Origin of the sequence: Streptomyces hundungensis, from assembly GCF_003627815.1 — a bacterium.
In the GTDB taxonomy this organism is placed as follows: Bacteria; Actinomycetota; Actinomycetes; order Streptomycetales; family Streptomycetaceae; genus Streptomyces; species Streptomyces hundungensis_A.
Window position 1 is genome coordinate 7,613,729 of the sequence record NZ_CP032698.1, and the last position, 17,087, is coordinate 7,630,815.

At 72.0% G+C, this 17,087-nt stretch carries 15 protein-coding genes; 9 read left to right on the top strand and 6 right to left on the bottom strand.

Annotated features, from left to right (window positions below):
- Window positions 1–159: 159 nt before the first annotated feature.
- Together DWB77_RS33860 and DWB77_RS33865 are read right to left on the bottom strand one after the other, a co-directional pair.
- The gene (locus tag DWB77_RS33860; RefSeq protein ID WP_120726130.1) at window positions 160–435 is read right to left on the bottom strand and encodes a hypothetical protein; all 276 of its coding nucleotides are present in this window, start codon (window positions 433–435) and stop codon (window positions 160–162) included.
- An 11-nt stretch (window positions 436–446) separates the two neighbouring features.
- On the bottom strand, window positions 447–2,027 hold the full coding sequence (locus DWB77_RS33865; RefSeq protein WP_120726131.1) for an AMP-binding protein: 1,581 nt from the start codon (window positions 2,025–2,027) through the stop codon (window positions 447–449).
- Window positions 2,028–2,209: 182 nt separating this feature from the next.
- Between DWB77_RS33865 and DWB77_RS33870 the strand changes: the two genes are divergently transcribed.
- Both DWB77_RS33870 and DWB77_RS33875 read left to right on the top strand, forming a co-directional pair.
- Entirely contained in the window at window positions 2,210–3,814 is a 1,605-nt protein-coding gene (locus DWB77_RS33870; protein WP_120726133.1) for a (2,3-dihydroxybenzoyl)adenylate synthase, read from the top strand.
- Window positions 3,795–4,484, top strand: a complete 690-nt coding sequence (locus tag DWB77_RS33875; protein WP_120726135.1) for a 4'-phosphopantetheinyl transferase family protein — start codon at window positions 3,795–3,797, stop codon at window positions 4,482–4,484. Before DWB77_RS33870 ends, DWB77_RS33875 begins: the two co-directional genes overlap by 20 nt.
- 45 nt (window positions 4,485–4,529) lie before the next feature.
- Here DWB77_RS33875 and DWB77_RS33880 read toward each other — a convergent pair whose 3' ends face one another.
- Both DWB77_RS33880 and DWB77_RS33885 read right to left on the bottom strand, forming a co-directional pair.
- Window positions 4,530–4,958, bottom strand: coding sequence for a helix-turn-helix domain-containing protein (locus tag DWB77_RS33880; RefSeq protein ID WP_202518752.1), 429 nt, complete (start codon window positions 4,956–4,958; stop codon window positions 4,530–4,532).
- Window positions 4,959–5,492: 534 nt separating this feature from the next.
- Window positions 5,493–6,698, bottom strand: coding sequence for a cytochrome P450 (locus DWB77_RS33885; protein WP_120726137.1), 1,206 nt, complete (start codon window positions 6,696–6,698; stop codon window positions 5,493–5,495).
- Between the two features lie 160 nt (window positions 6,699–6,858).
- On the opposite strand from DWB77_RS33885, the gene DWB77_RS33890 reads away from it, so the two are divergent.
- Complete coding sequence (locus tag DWB77_RS33890; protein WP_246033718.1) at window positions 6,859–8,085, top strand: cytochrome P450; 1,227 nt, start codon at window positions 6,859–6,861, stop codon at window positions 8,083–8,085.
- Between the two features lie 67 nt (window positions 8,086–8,152).
- Here the strand turns inward: DWB77_RS33890 and DWB77_RS33895 are convergent, their stop codons facing one another.
- On the bottom strand, window positions 8,153–9,553 hold the full coding sequence (locus tag DWB77_RS33895; protein ID WP_246033719.1) for an FAD-binding oxidoreductase: 1,401 nt from the start codon (window positions 9,551–9,553) through the stop codon (window positions 8,153–8,155).
- A 148-nt stretch (window positions 9,554–9,701) separates the two neighbouring features.
- Here DWB77_RS33895 and DWB77_RS33900 point away from each other — a divergent pair, with 148 nt between their 5' ends.
- From DWB77_RS33900 to DWB77_RS33920, 5 genes are all read left to right on the top strand, one after another.
- Window positions 9,702–10,055, top strand: a complete 354-nt coding sequence (locus DWB77_RS33900) for a VOC family protein (protein ID WP_120726142.1) — start codon at window positions 9,702–9,704, stop codon at window positions 10,053–10,055.
- Between the two features lie 168 nt (window positions 10,056–10,223).
- Window positions 10,224–11,132, top strand: a complete 909-nt coding sequence (locus tag DWB77_RS33905) for a LysR family transcriptional regulator (RefSeq protein WP_120726144.1) — start codon at window positions 10,224–10,226, stop codon at window positions 11,130–11,132.
- Window positions 11,133–11,262: 130 nt separating this feature from the next.
- Window positions 11,263–12,078 carry a serine/threonine protein kinase gene (locus DWB77_RS33910; RefSeq protein ID WP_120728544.1) on the top strand — a complete coding sequence of 272 codons (816 nt, stop codon included), beginning with the start codon at window positions 11,263–11,265 and terminating at the stop codon, window positions 12,076–12,078.
- A gap of 48 nt (window positions 12,079–12,126) precedes the next feature.
- Window positions 12,127–13,584, top strand: a complete 1,458-nt coding sequence (locus tag DWB77_RS33915) for a serine/threonine-protein kinase (RefSeq protein WP_246033720.1) — start codon at window positions 12,127–12,129, stop codon at window positions 13,582–13,584.
- A gap of 702 nt (window positions 13,585–14,286) precedes the next feature.
- On the top strand, window positions 14,287–15,075 hold the full coding sequence (locus DWB77_RS33920; protein ID WP_120726146.1) for an SDR family NAD(P)-dependent oxidoreductase: 789 nt from the start codon (window positions 14,287–14,289) through the stop codon (window positions 15,073–15,075).
- 201 nt (window positions 15,076–15,276) lie between these two features.
- Here DWB77_RS33920 and DWB77_RS33925 read toward each other — a convergent pair whose 3' ends face one another.
- Complete coding sequence (locus tag DWB77_RS33925) at window positions 15,277–15,540, bottom strand: GlsB/YeaQ/YmgE family stress response membrane protein (protein ID WP_120726148.1); 264 nt, start codon at window positions 15,538–15,540, stop codon at window positions 15,277–15,279.
- A 218-nt stretch (window positions 15,541–15,758) separates the two neighbouring features.
- Between DWB77_RS33925 and DWB77_RS33930 the strand changes: the two genes are divergently transcribed.
- Window positions 15,759–17,030 (top strand): ABC transporter permease, encoded by a 1,272-nt coding sequence (locus tag DWB77_RS33930; protein ID WP_246033721.1) that lies wholly within the window; start codon window positions 15,759–15,761, stop codon window positions 17,028–17,030.
- The last annotated feature ends 57 nt before the right edge of the window (window positions 17,031–17,087 follow it).

Consider the following 17,087-nt stretch of genomic DNA (forward strand, 5'->3'; position numbering starts at 1 on the left):
GCAGGACCCCTCTCCTCAACCCAGGAGGTTCCGCGGTCGCGGAACCCGCTCGTACGGAACGACGCAAACACGTCGCAATCGACCCATTGGGTGCGCTCCGCGCCGCGACGGTAGCAACACGCGCCGTGACGGGAGCCGTTGCTGTCAGAGATCTTTCACTCAGCCCACCAGGAGCTTCTGTTCCCGCAGTTGCGTCAGGACATAGGCGACCACGTCCTCGGAGGTGACGATGGAGCGCCCCGTCTCCTCGTCGATCGGCGGCAGGTCGAAGTCGTCCTCGATGGCGAAGGCCAGCTCAAGGAGGGCCAAGGAGTGGTAGCCCAGGTCGTTGACGAGATGGGCGGGGCGGTCGGTGGGCATGTCCTCGCCGTCGGGGGCGAGTTGACGCACCAGGGACAGGATGCTGTCGCGTACGGAGCTCTCGGTGTGGGCCATGTCCGTCTCTCCTACGTCCGGGTCGGGTCGGGGGGTGCGGCGCCGTACGCGTGCCACAGTGCGCGGCGGCGCGGCTTGCCGCTGGAGGTCCAGGGGATCGAGCCGCGGGGCACCACCCGCACCACGGTCCGGGCGCCGGTCGCGCCGCGGGCCAGGAGGTGGGTCACGCGTTCGTCGGCCGCCGGGTCGCGCCGTCCGCCGTCGTCCTCGATCACGGCCACGGCCACCGGGCCCGCCGGGTCGTCGCCGAGCACGACGGCGGCGCCGCGCGGCAGGACACCGGCCTCGCGGAGCGACTGCTCCAGATCCTCGGCGAACACCCGGGTGCCGCGCACCTTCACGCTGTCGCCGAGCCGGCCCTGCACATACAGCTCGCCCGCCGCGAGGAAACCGGCGTCCCCGGTGCGCAGTTCACCGTCCACGAAGCGGCTGCCGGCGTCTTCGTCGCCGAGGTGTCCCAGGCCCAGCGAGGGGCCGCGCACGATGATCTCGCCGACCGCCCCGTCCGGCAGCGGCCGGCCCCGCTCGTCCACGATCCGTACGGTGGTGCCGGGCAGCGGGGTGCCGCAGCCGACCACCGGACCGCGCCGGCGCCAGCCGTCGCCGCGCCGCACCCCGGTCACCGCCAGCGTGGCCTCGGCCAGGCCGTAGGCGGGCAGCAGCGCAGCGCGGTCGAAACCGTGCGGGGCGAGCAGGGCGGTGAAGCGGTCGAGCAGTCCGGGCGCCATGCGTTCGGCGCCGACGACCATCGCCTTCACACCGGAGAGGTCCAGGCCGTCGAGTTGACCGGGACGCACCCGGCGCACGACGTGGTCGAGCCCGAAGGCGGGAGTGGCGGTGATCGACGCGCCGCGCTCGCCGAAGCAGCGCAGATGCTCCAGCGGGCGCCGTACGAAGTCCTCGGGTCGCATCAGCCACAGCTCGTTCCCCGCTACCACCGGCCCGAGCAGACAGCCGACGAGCCCCATGTCGTGATGAATCGGCAGCCAACTCGCCCAGATCGAGGCTGAGTTGACGCCCAGCCAGTCACCGATGGCGGCCAGGTTGGCACTCAGCCCCTCCCAGCCGATCCGCACGCCCCGCGCGGGACCGCTCGAACCGGAGGTGAACTGCACCAGGGCACACGCCGAAGGGGCGATCTCCCCCGGCGCGGGGCCCTCGGGCCCCGGCGCCAGGAGTTCGGCGACGCTCAACGTCCGCACACCGGCACCGCCGGGGACCGCGTCGCCCACGACCAGACGCGGACGTGCGGCGTCGAGCAGGGCCGCCATGCGTTCCCGGTGCCCCGTGGTGGCCGGCCGGCCGGTGGGCTCCGGGGCGAGCGGCGCCGGGACGGCCCCGGTGAGCAGGGCGCCGAAGAACGCCGCCACGAACGCCGGCCCGGACGCCAGGGCCAGCGCCACCACGTCGTCACGGCGCACCCCCGCCTCGACGAGCCGACCGGCCGCGCGCCGGGCGTCGGCCGCGAGCTCCTCGTAGGAGTGGTGGCGCCAACCGCCCTCGCGCGTACTGAAGTGAATGCCCCGCGCCGTTCCGGGTGCGCGCAGCCATGCGAGCAACTGCCCTTCGCTCACCGCCTGTTCACCTCCCATCGGGCCTCGATGCGGGAGCCTAGGCAAGCCCCGGCGTGGCTCGGCGGATGCTGTTGAGTGTCTTTCACCGGCCCGGAGGGGGCGGGGTCGCGGGCGGACTCTGGATGTCCCGCGCGCGGGGCACCCTCCCCGCGCCCACCCAACGGCGTACGCGCTGAGCGGCGTACGGGCAGGAGGGGCCCATGCTGGACGGATTCGTCCCCTGGTCGAGCGAGTTCACCGAGCGGTACCGCCTTCGCGGCTACCGGCAGGGCCGCACCCTGCACGATCTGCTGCTCGCGGCGGCCGACGAGCACGGCCCGCGGACGGCCGTGGTGTCCGGGCCGACCCGGCTGACCTTCACCGAACTCGTCCGGCGCGCCGCCGAGTTGGCGTCCGGCCTGCACCGGCTCGGCATCCGCCCGGGCGAGCGCGTGGTGGTCCAGCTCCCCAACCGTGCGGAGTTCGTCGTGCTGTGCTTCGCCCTGTTCCGGCTCGGGGCGGTGCCGGTGATGGCGCTGCCCGGACACCGGCGCAACGAGCTGGTGCACCTGTGCCGACGCGCGGAGGCCGTCGCCCTGGTCGTACCGGACCGCTTCCAGGGCTACGACTTCCGGGCCTTGGCCCGCGAAGTGCGAGTCGAGGTACCGGAGTTGAAGCACATCCTGGTGGCGGGGGAGCCCGAGGAGTTGACCGCCCTCGCCTCGGTGCCGTGCCCGCCGATCGACCTGGCCCCGGTCGATCCCGGGGAGGTGGCTCTGCTGCTCCTGTCCGGCGGCACCACCGGGCTGCCCAAACTGATCCCCCGCACCCACGACGACTACGCCTACAACGCGCTGGCCTGCGCGCGGGCGCTGGGGGTCGATCGGGACAGCGCCTATCTGGCCGCCACCCCCGTGGCCCACAACGCCGCGCTCGGCTGCCCGGGCGTGCTGGGCACCCTGTTCCGCGGCGGCAAGGCGGTGCTCGCCGCGAGCCCGAGCCCGGACGAGGCGCTGCCCCTGGTGGTCGAGGAGCGGGTGACGCTCACGACGCTGGTGCCGCCGCTGGTGATGATGTGGCTGGCGGACCCGGAGGTGCTCAAGGCCGATCTGTCGGGACTGCTGCTCCAGGTCGGCAGCTCCAAGTTCCAGCCCGAGGTGGCCCGCAGGGTGCGCGAGGGGCTGGGCTGCCGGCTCACCCAGTGGTACGGCATCGGCGAGGGGCTCTTGACCCATACCCGGCTCGACGACCCGGAGGAGGTCGTCCTGCACACCGAGGGCCGCCCGCTCTGCGCGGACGACGAGATCCGGATCGTCGACGACGCGGACCGGCCCGTGCCGGACGGCGAGGTGGGCGAGTTGCTGACCCGGGGGCCGTACACCATCCGCGGCTACTTCCGGGCGCCCGAGCACAACGCGCGGGCCTTCACCGAGGACGGCTTCTTCCGCACCGGCGACCTGGTGCGCCTGCGCCCCGACGGCAATCTGGTGGTGATGGGACGGGCCAAGGACATCATCCACCGCGGCGGCGACAAGGTGTCCGCCGAGGAGGTCGAGGAGCATCTGCTCTCCCATCCGCAGGTGCGGGACGTCGCCGTCGTGGGACTCGCCGACGAGATGCTCGGCGAGCGGATCTGCGCCTATGTCGTCGCGGACCCGGGGGCCGGCGCGGGCGGGCCGGGCCTGGCCCGGCTCAGGGCGTATCTGCGCGAGAGGGGCCTGGCTTCCTACAAGGCCCCCGACCAGGTCGAGCGGGTGGACTCCTTCCCCAAGACGCCGGTGGGCAAGGTGGACAAGGCCGCGCTGCGTGCGCGCGGAAGCGGCTGACGCGCTGCTGCGGGCCGTGCTGCCGCCGTGGGCGGCGGGCGCGGCCCGCGCCGACGACGTCGCCGGGCCGCTCTTCGCGGGGGAGCGCGCCCTGTGCGCGGGCTGCGGGCCGCGCAGGGAAGGGGAGTTCGCCACCGGACGGTGGTGTGCGCACCGCGCCCTGGCCCGGCTCGGGGTGGTGCCGGTGGAGGTGGGGCGGGGCGCGCGCGGCGAGCCGCTGTGGCCGCCCGGAATCCTCGGAAGCATCAGCCACTGCACGGGATTTCGCGCCGCCGCCGTGTGCCGCTCCCGTGACGCCCTGGCCCTCGGCATCGACGTGGAGAGCGACGCCCCGCTCCCGGCGCGGGTGAGGTCGCGCCTGATCCGTGCGGAGGAGGCCGTGCGCGTACGGCTGGAACCCGCTGGAGAGCGCTTGCTGTTCAGCGCCAAAGAAGCCGTGTACAAAGCGTGTTCGGCGCTCGGAGAAGACGCCGGTGCGCCACCCCTGGCCGGCATACGCATCGAGGTGGCGCCGAGGGATCACGGGCCGGGGGCGGGCGGGCGTTTCGCGGCGCGAGTGCCGGAAGCCACCGGCCTCACCGGCCTGGGCCGTCCCGTCTTCGAGGGGCGCTGGCACCACTCCCACGGCCTGGTCGTGACGTCGTGCGTGATCGTGCGCGGACACGGGTGAACCCACGACGCGCCTCGCACACGCCGTGGGCACACCCGGGCTCCCTCAGACCAGGTCGGCCTGGGACTCCAGTACATAGCCCCGTCCCCACACGGTGCGTATGGAAAGACCGAGCGGTTGGATGCGCTCCCTGGTCCGCATCATGTGCAGGTCCAGGGCGTTGCGGGTCCTGGACCCGTTGACCTGGCCGAGCCGGTAGCGCAGCGCCTCGCGGGGGACGACCTCGCGGAAATTCGGTACGAGCAGTTCGAGAAGTTCGGTCTGGGTGGGCGAGACCGTCACGGAACGGGAGGAGAAGTGCAGCACCCCGCTCTCGTCCAGACACGGAAGCCGGTTCATTCGGTACCGGCGGCTGAGGGCGTTCACCCGGGCCTGTAAGTCGTGCGCGGCGATCGGAGCCCTGACCCAGTCCTCGCACACGTCCTCGCACACCGGGGCCTCGGCCCTCGCTTCCACGACCAGTATCCGAGGCACGCCGATCGTGCGGTATCGATCCCGCAGTTCCTGTTGCGCCGGCCATCTCAGTAACCGGACTTCTTCACGTGACAAGTACGCGCCCCTTCCACGCCCATGGAGTTCTACGCTCACTCATCCCCGCATCCTGAACCCGGGAGCGGGAGCCACCCATCGATGAAATCGCGGCGGAGAAACGCCGGAGAACAGCCGGTCGCCGCCGGTCACATGGAGCACGCTCGCCGGCCTGATGTGACAGCCCCGTGCAAGCCATTCACCTGGAGTGCATGCTCGTGAAATTGTTGACCATTGGAGCAAAACCTTTCGGCGTCCGCCGGGGCCTGACGACCGGCGGAGGTCCTTCGCCGTAACGATTGAGCCGGGGTGGCCGATAAAGATCGGTGGCTGTCCACCCCCGCGGCACTTCCTCCTCGGCGGGGTGCAAACCTCCGCCGCGCCCCTCTCGCCTCCTCATATGAGCCGGACGAACAGGCTCAATCTAAGGGCTTGTGCGGGTCCGCGTCGCTAAATCTGTCACTCATATTTTGGCCACCGTCACCGTAAAGCGATGGGAACGCTCGCGTACGAGCGAAACGTCACGCTGGGTATCCGGACCACTTCGCCGGCGGGCTCGAAACGGAGCGCCCCGCTCAGCAACCGGCCGAGCGCGACCTGTGCCTCGACCCGGGCGAGCCCCGCGCCGAGGCAGTGGTGGGCCCCGCCGCCGAAGCTGACGTGCGGGTTGGGCGAGCGGCCGACGTCCAGCCGCTCCGGGGCCTCGAACCGCTCCTCGTCATGGTTGGCCGATCCCAGCAGCAGCACCACCACACGACCGGGCCGAATGGTGCGCTCCCCGACGCGGATCTCGTCCACGGCCATGCGGGCCGTCGCCTGGATCGGGGCGTCGTACCGCAGGAACTCCTCGACGGCGGTGGGCATAAGCCCGGGGTCGGCCCGCAACCTGGCCAGCTCGCGCGGGTGGCCGAGCAGGGCCGCACAGCTCGTCGCGATGAGGTTGGTGGTGGTCTCGAAGCCGGCGAAGAACAGGAAGATCGTGTTGTCCACGATCTCCTCGCGGCTCAGCCGCACCCCGGGCTCCTCGGCGAGTTCCGCCGTCAGCATCTGGGACAGCAGGTCCTCTCCCAGGTCGCGCCGGCGCTCTTCGAGCAGCGCGCCGATGTACTCCCGCAGCCAGGCGACGGCCGCGTGCGCCGAGGCCCGGTCCTCCTCGGCCACATACAGGGCGAACGCCTTGGCCAGCTGGATGGCGTGCGGCCGCACCAGATCCCGGTCGACCGGCGGAATTCCCACCAGTTCACACACCACCATCACCGGCAGCGGAAAAGCGAGTTCGGTCACGGCATCGAAAAGTCCGCCCTCAAGGCCGGGTGCGAGCAACAACTCGACCTGCCGCTCGATGAAATCGTGGAGCCGCTGCACCAGACGCGGACTGAACGCCTTCGCCATCAGACGCCTCAGCCGCGTGTGGTCGGGGGCGTCGCGATCCAGAATGATGCGCTGGAAGAAGCTGTTCGCGGGACCGTCGCCGATACTGAATTCATGGTATTCCGGCGGGTATTCATGACTGAGCCGGCGGTCCCGCAGCAGCGGCACCACGTCGGCATACCGGCTGACCACCCACTGGCCGGGACCACCCCTGCTCAACGGTCCCGAGGCGCGCAGTTCCGCATACACGGGGTAGGGATCGGACAGCACTTCGGGGGCGCGTGAATTGAACCGTAAAGGAAGTGTCGAAGCCATGCCGCTCTCCCGTCGAAAGGCGTGATTTCGGGCCGGATCCTAGCAGCGGGAATCGTTCGTGCGGCACCGTGCGGAGGAGAAGATCTTCCATTCGTCCGTGTTCTTTCCCTTTCCTTTCAGGGCTCATGAAGGCTCGGTTCGCTGTTCTACGCTGCCAGGTGTGACCGATGTGAGAGACATGGAACTGCCGCGGTTCAGTCTTGACGACGCGGCACTGCTGCGTGACCCCTATCCGGCCTACCGCGGCCTGCGCGCGGCCGGCCCGCTGTGCCGGGGCGGCCCCGCGCAGTGGGTGGTCACGCGGTACGACGAGGTGGCGCGCCTGCTGAAGGACCGCAGGCTCGGCCGCGCCTTCCCCGTCGAGTTCCAGGAGATGTCGGTGGGGGCCGGACCCGCCGTGGACTTCCTGCGGCGCATCGTCATCGACCGGGACCCGCCCGACCACACCAGGCTGCGCCGCCTGCTCACCAAGGCCCTTCCTCCGACGACCGTGCGCACCCTGGACGGCCCGATCGGCGACCTCGTGGACGAACTCCTCACGGCGGCCGAGGAGCGGGGTTCCTTCGACGCGGTGACCGACCTCGCCCAGCCGCTGCCGGTCCTGGTGATGAGCACTCTTCTCGGCATCCCGCACGGCGACCGCGCCGAGGTGATGCGCCGCTCACTGGACGTCGCCAAGGCGTTCGCCGTGTTCCTGCCGGAGTCCGAGCGGGCGGCCGCGCACGAGGGAGTGCGGTGGCTGCGCGAGTATCTGCGGGACCTGCTGCGCAGCCGTCTCGCCGCGCCCGGCGACGACCTGCTCAGCGCGATCGCGCTGTCCCGGGACGACGAACACCGTCCGCTCACCGAGGAGGAGGCCGTCGACAACGCCCTCTTCCTCTACTACGCGGGCTTCGAGACCACCACCAACCTGATCGCGACCGGATGCCACGCGCTCCTCCAACACCCGGCCGAACAAAGGCGGTTGCGCGCCGACCGCACCCTGATGCCCACCGCGATCGAGGAGTTCCTGCGCTGGGACGCCCCGATCCACACCACCACCCGGCTCACCCTCGAACCGGTCGAGGTGGGCGGGCGCACCATCAGGGCGAACCGGGTGGTGGTGCTGCTCCTGGCGTCCGCCAACTTCGACGAGCGCCAGTTCCCCGACCCCGAGCGGCTCGACCTCGCCCGCCGGCCCAACGCGCACCTCAGCTTCGGCGGCGGCGTGCACCACTGCCTGGGCGCGATGCTCGCCCGGGTCGAGGGCGCGGCCGTCTTCGGCCGGCTCCTCGACCGGCCCGGTCATCTCGAACCGGCCGGGGAGGCGGAGTGGCGGCCGAGCGCGGCGGGCTTCCGCTTCCCCTACTGCGCCTTCCGCAGCATCCCGGTGGCGCGCACCGACTGAGCCCACGACGAAGGGGGCCACCGGTGTTCCGGTGGCCCCCTCGGCCTGGGTGCGGCGGGCCCTGAGGTCAGCCGGCCGGAAGGATGTTGTGGTTGACCCGGAAGAGGTTGCCCGGGTCGTACGTCGCCTTGAGCGAGGCAAGCCGGGCGTAGTTGGGCCCGTAGGCGTCGGCGACCCTTTCCGGGCCGTCGTCCCCGAGGTGGTTCACGTACACCGCGCCGGTCGTGTAGGGCAGCACGCGCTCGTACACCCGCTGGGTCCACTCCACGTTGACCGCGTCGTCGGCCGGGTCCTCCCACTGGCTCAGGACGCTGACCAGATAGCCCGTGCGGTGGGGGAACGCGGTTGCTTCCGCCGGGAGTTGGGCCATCACGCCGCCCATCAGGCCGCCGCCCACCAGGGAGAGGGCGGAGGGGTTGGTGGTGAAGCCCTCGGCGAGGATGTCCAGGGCCTCCGCGTGCAGCTCGTCGAAGTGGAAGGACCGGGCGTACAGCCGCCGGCCGGCGACGGTGTTGTCGTCGAGCATCCGCTGGACCGCCAGATACGGCATCCGCCCCACATGGTTGAGGAGCGGCTTGCGGCCGAGCCCGCTCAGCGGGGCCACCGCCTCCTCGCCCCCGGACTCCGGGTCGGCGTGCACATAGCCGAGGCCCACCGCGGGTTCGCCGTCCACCGTGAGGAACGCGAAGGACGTGGTCAACGCGTCCGGCGCCGTCTTGTTGAACTCGCCCAGGCGGCGAGCGACTTCGCCGGTCTCGGCGACCGGGAACGCGAGTAGTCCGGCGAGGCAGTCGCCCTGCGGATGCAGCCGGTACTCGAAGGACGTCGCGACGCCGAAGTTGCCCCCGCCGCCCCGGATCGCCCAGAACAGATCCGCGTCGTCCTCGGCACCGGCCCGGCGCAGCGTCCCGTCGGCGAGCACCACGTCCGCGGCGATCAGGTTGTCCACCAGCAGCCCGCGGTAGCGGCCGAGCCAGCCGAGTCCGCCGCCCAGCGTCATGCCGCCGATCCCGATGTAGGACTCCTGGGAGCCGGTGACCGCGAGGCCGTAGTGCATCGTCTCCGCGTCGAACTCGCCCTGTACCAGGCCGGGTTGGGCGAGGGCCGTGCGTCCGTACGGGTCGACCCGTACGCCCTTCATGGCGGAGGTGTCGATGACGAGGCCGCCCTCGACGCTGCCGGTGCCGGCGAAGCAGTGCCCGCCGCCCGTCACCGCGAGCAGGATGTCGTGCTCCCGGGCGAACCGCACCGCGGTGGCGACGTCCGCCGCCCCCGTGCAGCGGGCGAGGGCGCCGGGCCGCTTCTCGAAGTAGGCGTTCCAGATGGACTTCGCCCGGGGGTACTCCTGGTCCGCCTCGGTGATGAGGGGGCCGCGCAACCGCTCGCGCAACTCCTCGACGAGTCGCTCCGCAACAGTGTCGCCGGAGCTGGTGGTGAGCCGCATCGCGCCTCCCGTACGGCTGGACATCAATGGTGGCGCCCATCCAACCCCGGCCCGCCAGGGCGCCCCGTGGACCGGACAGAGTACGGAAAGGTCCGCACCGCCCGGCCGGTCGGACCGGCCCGGTGTGGGTAGCGTGGGGTTCCCGCATGTTCTCGCATCCACGGAGTGGCTCATGTACGTTCGCCGGATCGTTCCCAACTTCCAGTCCGAAGGGCAGGCCCTCGCGGAGAGCTCCGACTTCTACGGGGTGCTCGGGTTCGAGGAAGTGATGAATCACGGCTGGATCGTGACGCTGGCCTCCACGGACAACCCCGCCGTACAGCTCAGCCTGATGACCAAGGACCAGACGGCCCCGGTGGCGCCGGACGTGAGCATCGAGGTCGAGGACGTGGACGCCGTGCACCGGGCGATGGTGGAACGCGGCGCGGAGATCGTCCACCCGCTGACGGACGAGGAGTGGGGCGTGCGCCGCTTCTTCGTCCGCGACCCGAACGGCCGCGTCATCAACGTGCTCAGCCACTCCTGATCAACGTGCTCAGCCACTCCTGATCAACGTGCTCAGCCATTCCTGAGACCGGCCCGGCCGCCCGTTCCGGCGGGACGGCCGGGCTCTCCCGGAACGGCCGACGATGAAAGAATCACGGCTCCCTCACCGCCGCGGAAACGCACAACGCCGTTCAGGAGCGCTCGTCCCATGGATCTCAACCTGTTGCGCGTTCTGGACGCCCTGCTCCGGGAGAACAGCGTCACGCGTGCCGCCGAGCGGCTCGGCACCTCGCCCGCCGCCGTCAGCCGGGGCCTGGCCCGGCTCCGGCGCACCGTGGGCGACCCGCTGCTCGTCCGCGCGGGCCAGCGCATGGTCCCGACCCCCCGAGCCCTCGAACTCCGCGAGGAGGTACGGGAGTTGCTGCGCGGCTGCGACAACGTCCTACGTCCGGGCGCCGGATTCGAGGCCGTACATCTGCGGCGCACCTTCACGGTGCAGGCGACCGACCTGCTCCTGGCGGGGCTCGCCGGCCCGCTCACCGACCGGGTCCGGGCCGAGGCGCCCCAGGTGGACGTCGTCTTCCTGCCCGAGTCGCTGGAGGGCGGTCCGGCGCTGCGGCAGGGGACGGTGGACGTCGAACTCGGCGTTCTCGGCGGGCTCGACCCAGAGGTCCGCACCCGGCACCTCACCCACAAGGCGCTGGTCGGCGTCGCCCGCAGCGGCCACCCCCTCTTCGAGGGGCGCATGGACGCCCGGCGCTTCGCCGCCGTCGACCACATCGGCATCTCCCGGCACGGCAAGCGCGAAGGACCCATTGACGTCGCTCTTGCGGAGCGCGGGCTGCGACGCCGCGTCGCGGTGGTCGTCCCCAGCCATACGAGCGCGATGATCCTGGCCCGGGACACCGATCTCGTCGCCCTCACCCTCGCCGACTGGCTGCCGGAGACCACGGCCGCCCTCGGCCTGCGCACCTTCCCCGTTCCCCTCGATCTGGCGCCCGTGGACATCGGCATGGCCTGGCACCCCCGCAACTCGGCCGATCCCGGCCATCGTTGGTTCCGTCACCACGTGGCGGCCGCGGTTCTCGCCCCGTCGGCACCGGCCGCGAACACCTGACACCGGGCACCGAAGGGCCTCGCCGCGCCGGGCGCGAAATCGGCCAGATCCCAGGAGTTGACCGAAGGTCAGGATGTGTAACGTGCGATCTGTCGACACGACCGTCGGTGACCGGGGCGAGGAGGGGGCCGTGAGCGGGGTAGTGATCCATCTTCCTCGGATCCATCGTCCGCACGGGGAGGGCGGCGCCGGGGCAGACGGCGAAGCCGTCACCCTCCGGCTCGGCCCGGGGGAGGTGGCACGTTTCGGACGGGGCTCGGCGGCGGCCCCGGTGGAACTGCGCCTCGACGACGAGGCGATCTCCCGGCTCGCCGGGGAGATCCGGGTGACCGACGACCACTGGCAGCTCAGCAATCTCAGCCGGACCCAGAGCTATCTGGTCGAGAACCCGGAAGGCGCGGGGGAGTATCTGCGGGTGCCGCCGCGCCGGGCGGGGGCACCCATCCCCTTCGAGTTCTCCCGGGTCGTGCTGCCCACCCGTCGCAACACCTCGGTCTCCTTCCAGGTGTTCGCGCCCGACCACGTCTATCTGGACGCGGACGGCCTCGGCGGCCAGTGGGGCAGCCGCACGGTCACGGCGTACTCCCTGGACGAGACGGCCCTGTACTTCCTCATCCTGGTCGCGCTCTGCGAACCACGGCTGCGGGACGAGTCGCCCGTCGCGGTGCCGACCACACCCCAGATCGTGGAACGGCTCAGCGCGCACCCGGCGTGCGGGCGCCTCACGGCGCGGGCGGTCAGTTCGCACATCGACTACCTGGCCGACGAGAAGATGCGCATCAGCGCGCCGACCGAGGCCGGGCCGCGCCGGGAGGCGCGCCGCAACGGCAAGCGCGAGGCGATCGTCGGGCTCGTGCTGCGGTTCGGCCTGGTGCGGGAGGAACATCTGGCGCTGCTGCCGCCCCGGTCGGGGGCGGCCGGACAGGAACGGGGGACGGCGGGATGAGCCGCGGACGCGCCCACGGCGAGGGACGGCGGACCGGAGGGGGACACGGTGCGTGGTCCGGCCGACACCTCGGGAAGTGACCGCGCGGAACTCCTGCCGCCGGGGTACCGCGTGGACCGCTGGGTGGTCACCGAGCCGATCGGGAGCGGGGGTTGGGCCACCGTCTATGCGGGGCGCCCGGTCGAGGAAGCCGGGGAGGGAGCGGGGCAGGAGTCCGTCGCGCTCAAGGTCCTGCCGACCGCGGGACTCTCCCCGCACCAGGCACGCAAGGTCGCCGAAACCGCCCGCCGCGAGGTCGAGTTCGGCCGCCGGTCCTCCCATCCGCGACTGATCCGCCTCCTCGACACGGTCGTCCTCGGCGAACCCGACGATCCGCTCCTGGACGGGGCGATCGTGCTGGTCATGGAGCGGGCCGAGCGCAGTCTGCGCGATCTGCTCGGCACCGGAGTGAGGGAGGCCGAGGCCGCCCGACTCGTCACCGGGATCTGCGAGGGCCTGGCCCATCTGCACCGCAGCGGGTGGGTGCACGGCGACCTCAAGCCCGACAACATCCTGCTCATGGCGGACGGCTCGGTGAAGCTCTCGGACTTCGGGCTCGTCACCCCGCTGACCGGCACCCACGGCACCCATGGCTACGCGCCTCCGATGGGCACCTTCGACTATCTGCCGCCCGAGCGCTGGAAGGCGCCGCTCGGCGAGCGCGGCGTCGAGGTGCGGCCCAGCGCCGACATCTGGGCGCTCGGCATCACCCTGTACGAACTGTTCGGCTCCGGCTCCTCCCCCTTCCCCGGCGCCACTCCCATGGCACGCGGCGCGGCGACCCAGGAGTACGCCGACGGCCGGGCGCCGCTGCGTCTGGACGGCACGATCGCGCCGTTCTGGCGTGCGCTGGTCACCGACTGCCTGGCCCCGACCCATGCGGCGCGGGCCCCGCACACCGCGGAGAGCCTGCTGGCCCGGATCGGCCGGCGCCCGGCGCCCGGGCCGGACACCGCCGAGCCGTCCGGGCCGTCCGGGCGGTCCGCGTCACGGGGAGCTGACCGAAACCCGGTCGCGCTCCGGAGAAGGCGTGCCGCGTTCATGACCCTTGCCGCGTGCGCGGTGGGCGCCACGATCTGGCCGCACCTCGCGCCCGGCTCCGCGTCCGGCGCCCGGGCGGACGAACCCACGGGCCGGATCAAGGTGTTCAACGTCGAACGCACCTGCCGGGACCGCACCGACCGCGACCCGGAGTGCAGCCTGGGTCTGGCCATCGACCCGATGCGGCCCTACACGATCGACAACGTGGTGGAGACCCGGGTGTGGCACGGCGACGAACTCGCCGTCGACTGCCGGCTCGCCGACGGCATGCCGATCATCGACGAGACGGATGCGCATTCCGCGGCGTGGTACCGCGTCCGCATACCCCGTGGCTCGGGGGCGAGCACGGCCTGGTTGCCGGCCATCCGCACCAAGGACCGCCCCTCCGTCCCCGACTGCCCGCCACCCACCCCCTCCCGCCGCTGACCCCGCCGACCAGCACCCTTCGATCCTGGGACTCCGCCCCAGCCCCCTTTCGCGCCTGGACGGCGCTCGTCCTCAATCGCCGGACGGGCTGGGGTTGTCCGCGCGGCCCAGCGCCGAGTGGTTAAGGGGTGGGCCACTACCGAGTAGCCAGGGGCGCGGGGAACTGCGCGAGAAGCGGTCACGGTCCGCGGTCGAAAGCGGGGTTGTCCTGGGGCTTTGCCCCAGACCCCGTATCGCGCCTGAACGGCGCTCGTCCTCAATCGCCGGACGGGCTGAGGTGGCCTGCACTGGCCCGCACCGAGTAGTTAGGGGCGCGGGGAACTGCGCGAGAAGCGACCGCGGTCCGCGGCCGAAAGCCGGGTTGTCCTGGGGCTCCGCCCCAGACCCCGTATCGCGCCTGAACGGCGCTCGTCCTCAAACGCCGGACGGGCTGAGGTTGCCCGCGCGGTCCAGCGCCGAGTGGCCCGGGGCCTGCTCGCCGGAGGGGCTGGGGTTGCCCGCGCGGTCCAGCGCCGAGTGGCCCGGGGCCTGTTCGCCGGAGGGGCTGGGGTTGCCCGCGCGGCCCAGCGTCGAGTGGCCGGGGGGAGCCGACCCGGGGCTCGGGCCACCGGAGCAGGTGGCAAAAGCGGGAGAAGGGGGAAGCGGACAAGACGTAACGGTCAAGCGGCGCCGCCCCAGGCGGCCCGACGAAAGGCAGTCAGCGTGCGCATCGATCTTTCCGGCCGGACGGCCCTGGTGACCGGTTCCACCCAGGGCATCGGCGCCGCCATCGCGGCCGGCCTGGCGGCGGCCGGGGCGCGGGTGGCCGTGAACGGACGCGGTGCCGCGTCGGTCGCCGAGGCGCTCGACCGCCTCGGCGACAACGGCGGCGACTTCGTGGCCGCCCCCGGCGACATCGCCACCGACGAGGGTGCCGCGGCCGTCTTCGACGCGGTGCCGCACGCCGACATCCTGGTGAACAACCTCGGCATCTTCGGCGCCCGGCCCGCCCTCGAGATCGACGACGCGGAGTGGCGGCGGTACTTCGAGGTCAACGTGTTGACCGCCGTCCGGATGACCCGCCACTACCTGCCCGGCATGATCGAGCGCTCCTGGGGCCGCGTGCAGAACATCGCCAGCGACTCCGCGGTGGTGGTGCCCGCCGAAATGATCCAGTACGGCATGTCGAAGACCGCGCTGCTCGCGGTCGCGCGCGGCTTCGCCAAGGAGGCGGCGGGAACGGGCGTGACGGTGAACTCCGTGATCGCCGGGCCGACCCACACCGGCGGGGTCGAGGACTTCGTGTACTCGCTGGTCGACCCCGAGCTGCCCTGGGACGAGGCCCAGCGCGCCTTCATGCGCGAGCACCGCCCGCAGTCCCTCATCCAGCGGCTCATCGAGCCCGAGGAGATCGCACACATGGTCGTCTACCTCAGCTCACCCTTCGCCTCCGCCACCACCGGTGGGGCCCTGCGGGTCGATGGGGGCTATGTGGACTCGATCCTGCCGTAGATGTCGAATGTGTGGCGGTCGAATGTGTAGCGGTCGCATATGTGGCGGTCGCATGTGTAGACGTTGCCTATGTGGGGGCGGCGGCCCTTGTTGGCCCAGAGCTGCGGATCGGGAGCCGCGTCGCTCGGACGGCCCAGCGCCGCCGATCGTCCCCAGGCCTCCCCGGGCCGCCGCCTGGGAGGCCCGGGAAGGTACGCCGTGTCAGCCGCGGCGCCCCGCGACCAGGCGGTAGAGGAAGAGCACGATCACCGAGCCCACGACCGCCGTGATCCAGGTCGACAGATGGAAGAACCCCTTCATCGCGTCGACCCCGAAGATGGCCTGGCCGAGCCAGCCGCCGAGCAGGCCGCCCACGATGCCGATCACGATGGTGATCAGGCATCCACCGGGGTCCTTGCCCGGAGTCAGCGCCTTCGCGATGGCTCCTGCGATGAGCCCGATGACAATCCAGGCGATGATGCCCATAACGGAAACCTGCTTCCTTTCGTTGCGCGCCCCGGCGGCACCGCCGGCCGGGTGGTGGCGGGGAGCCGGTCCCCCCGTTCGCCTTCGAGCCGATACCCCCGGCGCGGACCCACTCACGGGACCTACGGCCTCGGGGCCAGGACCGAAGGTCCCCGACCGGGCCCACCCGGCCGGGGCAGACGGTACGGAAAACGTCCCCGGTCCCGGAGTGGTCGCACATGTCGAAGGAAGAAGACGAGACCTACCGCCCCACAGCGCCCCGCGATGCGCCCCGCGATGCGTCCCTCGGGGCAGACGACGGGCACGGGGCACACGACGGGCACGGGCCACAGGGCGAGGACGGTCCGCGCGGCGAGGACGGTGGGCCGGGCGAGGGCCAGCCGCGTGGAGCGCGCGGGCCGCGCGGCGCGCAGGGAACGCACGGCGGACAGGGGTCGCACGGCGCGCACGCCCGGCAGCGCGGCCTGGGCGGGGCCTGGGCCGACTTCAAGGACTCGCCCTTCCTGCCGGCGGTCGTCCTGGTCTTCATCCTGGCCGCGGCGGCCGGCCTGTTCGCCGGCTCGTACACGTACTCCATGGCCAATCCGACCCCGCACCACATCCCCACCGCACTGGTCGCGTCGCCCGGATCCGGTGAGGCGAAGGCGTTCGTGGCCGGGATGGACAAGGCCCTCAACACCTCCCTGGAGGTGCGCCCCTACGCCACCGAGCGCGCCGCACGACAGGCCATGGAGGAGCAGAGCGTCTTCGCGATCCTCGATGTGCGCCCGGACGGGGTGCACATGGATGTGGCGGGAGCCGCGGGCGCGTCCGTGGCGCAGGTGCTCGCCGAGACGGCGCCGCAGGTGGCCAAGGCGGTCGGGGTGCCGGTGACGATCACCGATGTGAAGCCGCTGCAACAGGGCGATCCGCGGGGCCTGGCACTGTTCTACGTCTCGCTCGCCGCCGTGGTCCTTGGTTTCGTCGGCTCCATCCAGCTCAGCGTGCACGCCCGCACCCTCAACCCGCTGGAACGCATCGCCTTCACCGTGGCCTACTCCCTGCTAGGCGGGTTCACCATCGCGGCGGTGGTCGACTGGGGGCTCGGGGCGGTCCGGCTGCCGTTCGTCGAGTCCTGGCTGATCCTCGCGTTCACGATGTTCACGTCGGGGATGGTCTTCACCATGTTCAACACCCTCATCGGGCGCTGGGCGATGCTGCCGACCTGGGGGCTCATGGTGTTGCTGGGCAACCCCTCGTCGGGCGGAGCGGTGTCCTGGCCGCTGCTGCCGTCGGTGCTGGGCCACGTCGGGCGCTGGCTGCCGCCCGGCGCTTCGGTGAACGCCCAGCACACGGCCGTGTACTTCGCCGACGCCCAGCACGCCTTCCCGTTCCTCGTGCTGGCCGGCTGGTCCCTGCTGTCGTGCGCGGTGTTCTGGTTCTGGCGTCACCGCCACCCCGGCGGCCGGGACCGCCCGGCCCCGGCCCACGGCGCGACACCGGCCGCCTGAAAGTGCGCGGGCCGACGGTCGAGGCAGCCCCCAACTACCGTTCCCGTACGCCCACTT

Coding starts and splice junctions, on each gene's coding strand:
- DWB77_RS33860 (WP_120726130.1), bottom strand. CDS start 435: ATGGCCCACACCGAGAGCTCCGTACGCGACAGCATCCTGTCCCTGGTG.
- DWB77_RS33865 (WP_120726131.1), bottom strand. CDS start 2,027: ATGGGAGGTGAACAGGCGGTGAGCGAAGGGCAGTTGCTCGCATGGCTG.
- DWB77_RS33870 (WP_120726133.1), top strand. CDS start 2,210: ATGCTGGACGGATTCGTCCCCTGGTCGAGCGAGTTCACCGAGCGGTAC.
- DWB77_RS33885 (WP_120726137.1), bottom strand. CDS start 6,698: ATGGCTTCGACACTTCCTTTACGGTTCAATTCACGCGCCCCCGAAGTG.
- DWB77_RS33895 (WP_246033719.1), bottom strand. CDS start 9,553: ATGTCCAGCCGTACGGGAGGCGCGATGCGGCTCACCACCAGCTCCGGC.
- DWB77_RS33900 (WP_120726142.1), top strand. CDS start 9,702: ATGTACGTTCGCCGGATCGTTCCCAACTTCCAGTCCGAAGGGCAGGCC.
- DWB77_RS33905 (WP_120726144.1), top strand. CDS start 10,224: ATGGATCTCAACCTGTTGCGCGTTCTGGACGCCCTGCTCCGGGAGAAC.
- DWB77_RS33925 (WP_120726148.1), bottom strand. CDS start 15,540: ATGGGCATCATCGCCTGGATTGTCATCGGGCTCATCGCAGGAGCCATC.
- DWB77_RS33930 (WP_246033721.1), top strand. CDS start 15,759: ATGTCGAAGGAAGAAGACGAGACCTACCGCCCCACAGCGCCCCGCGAT.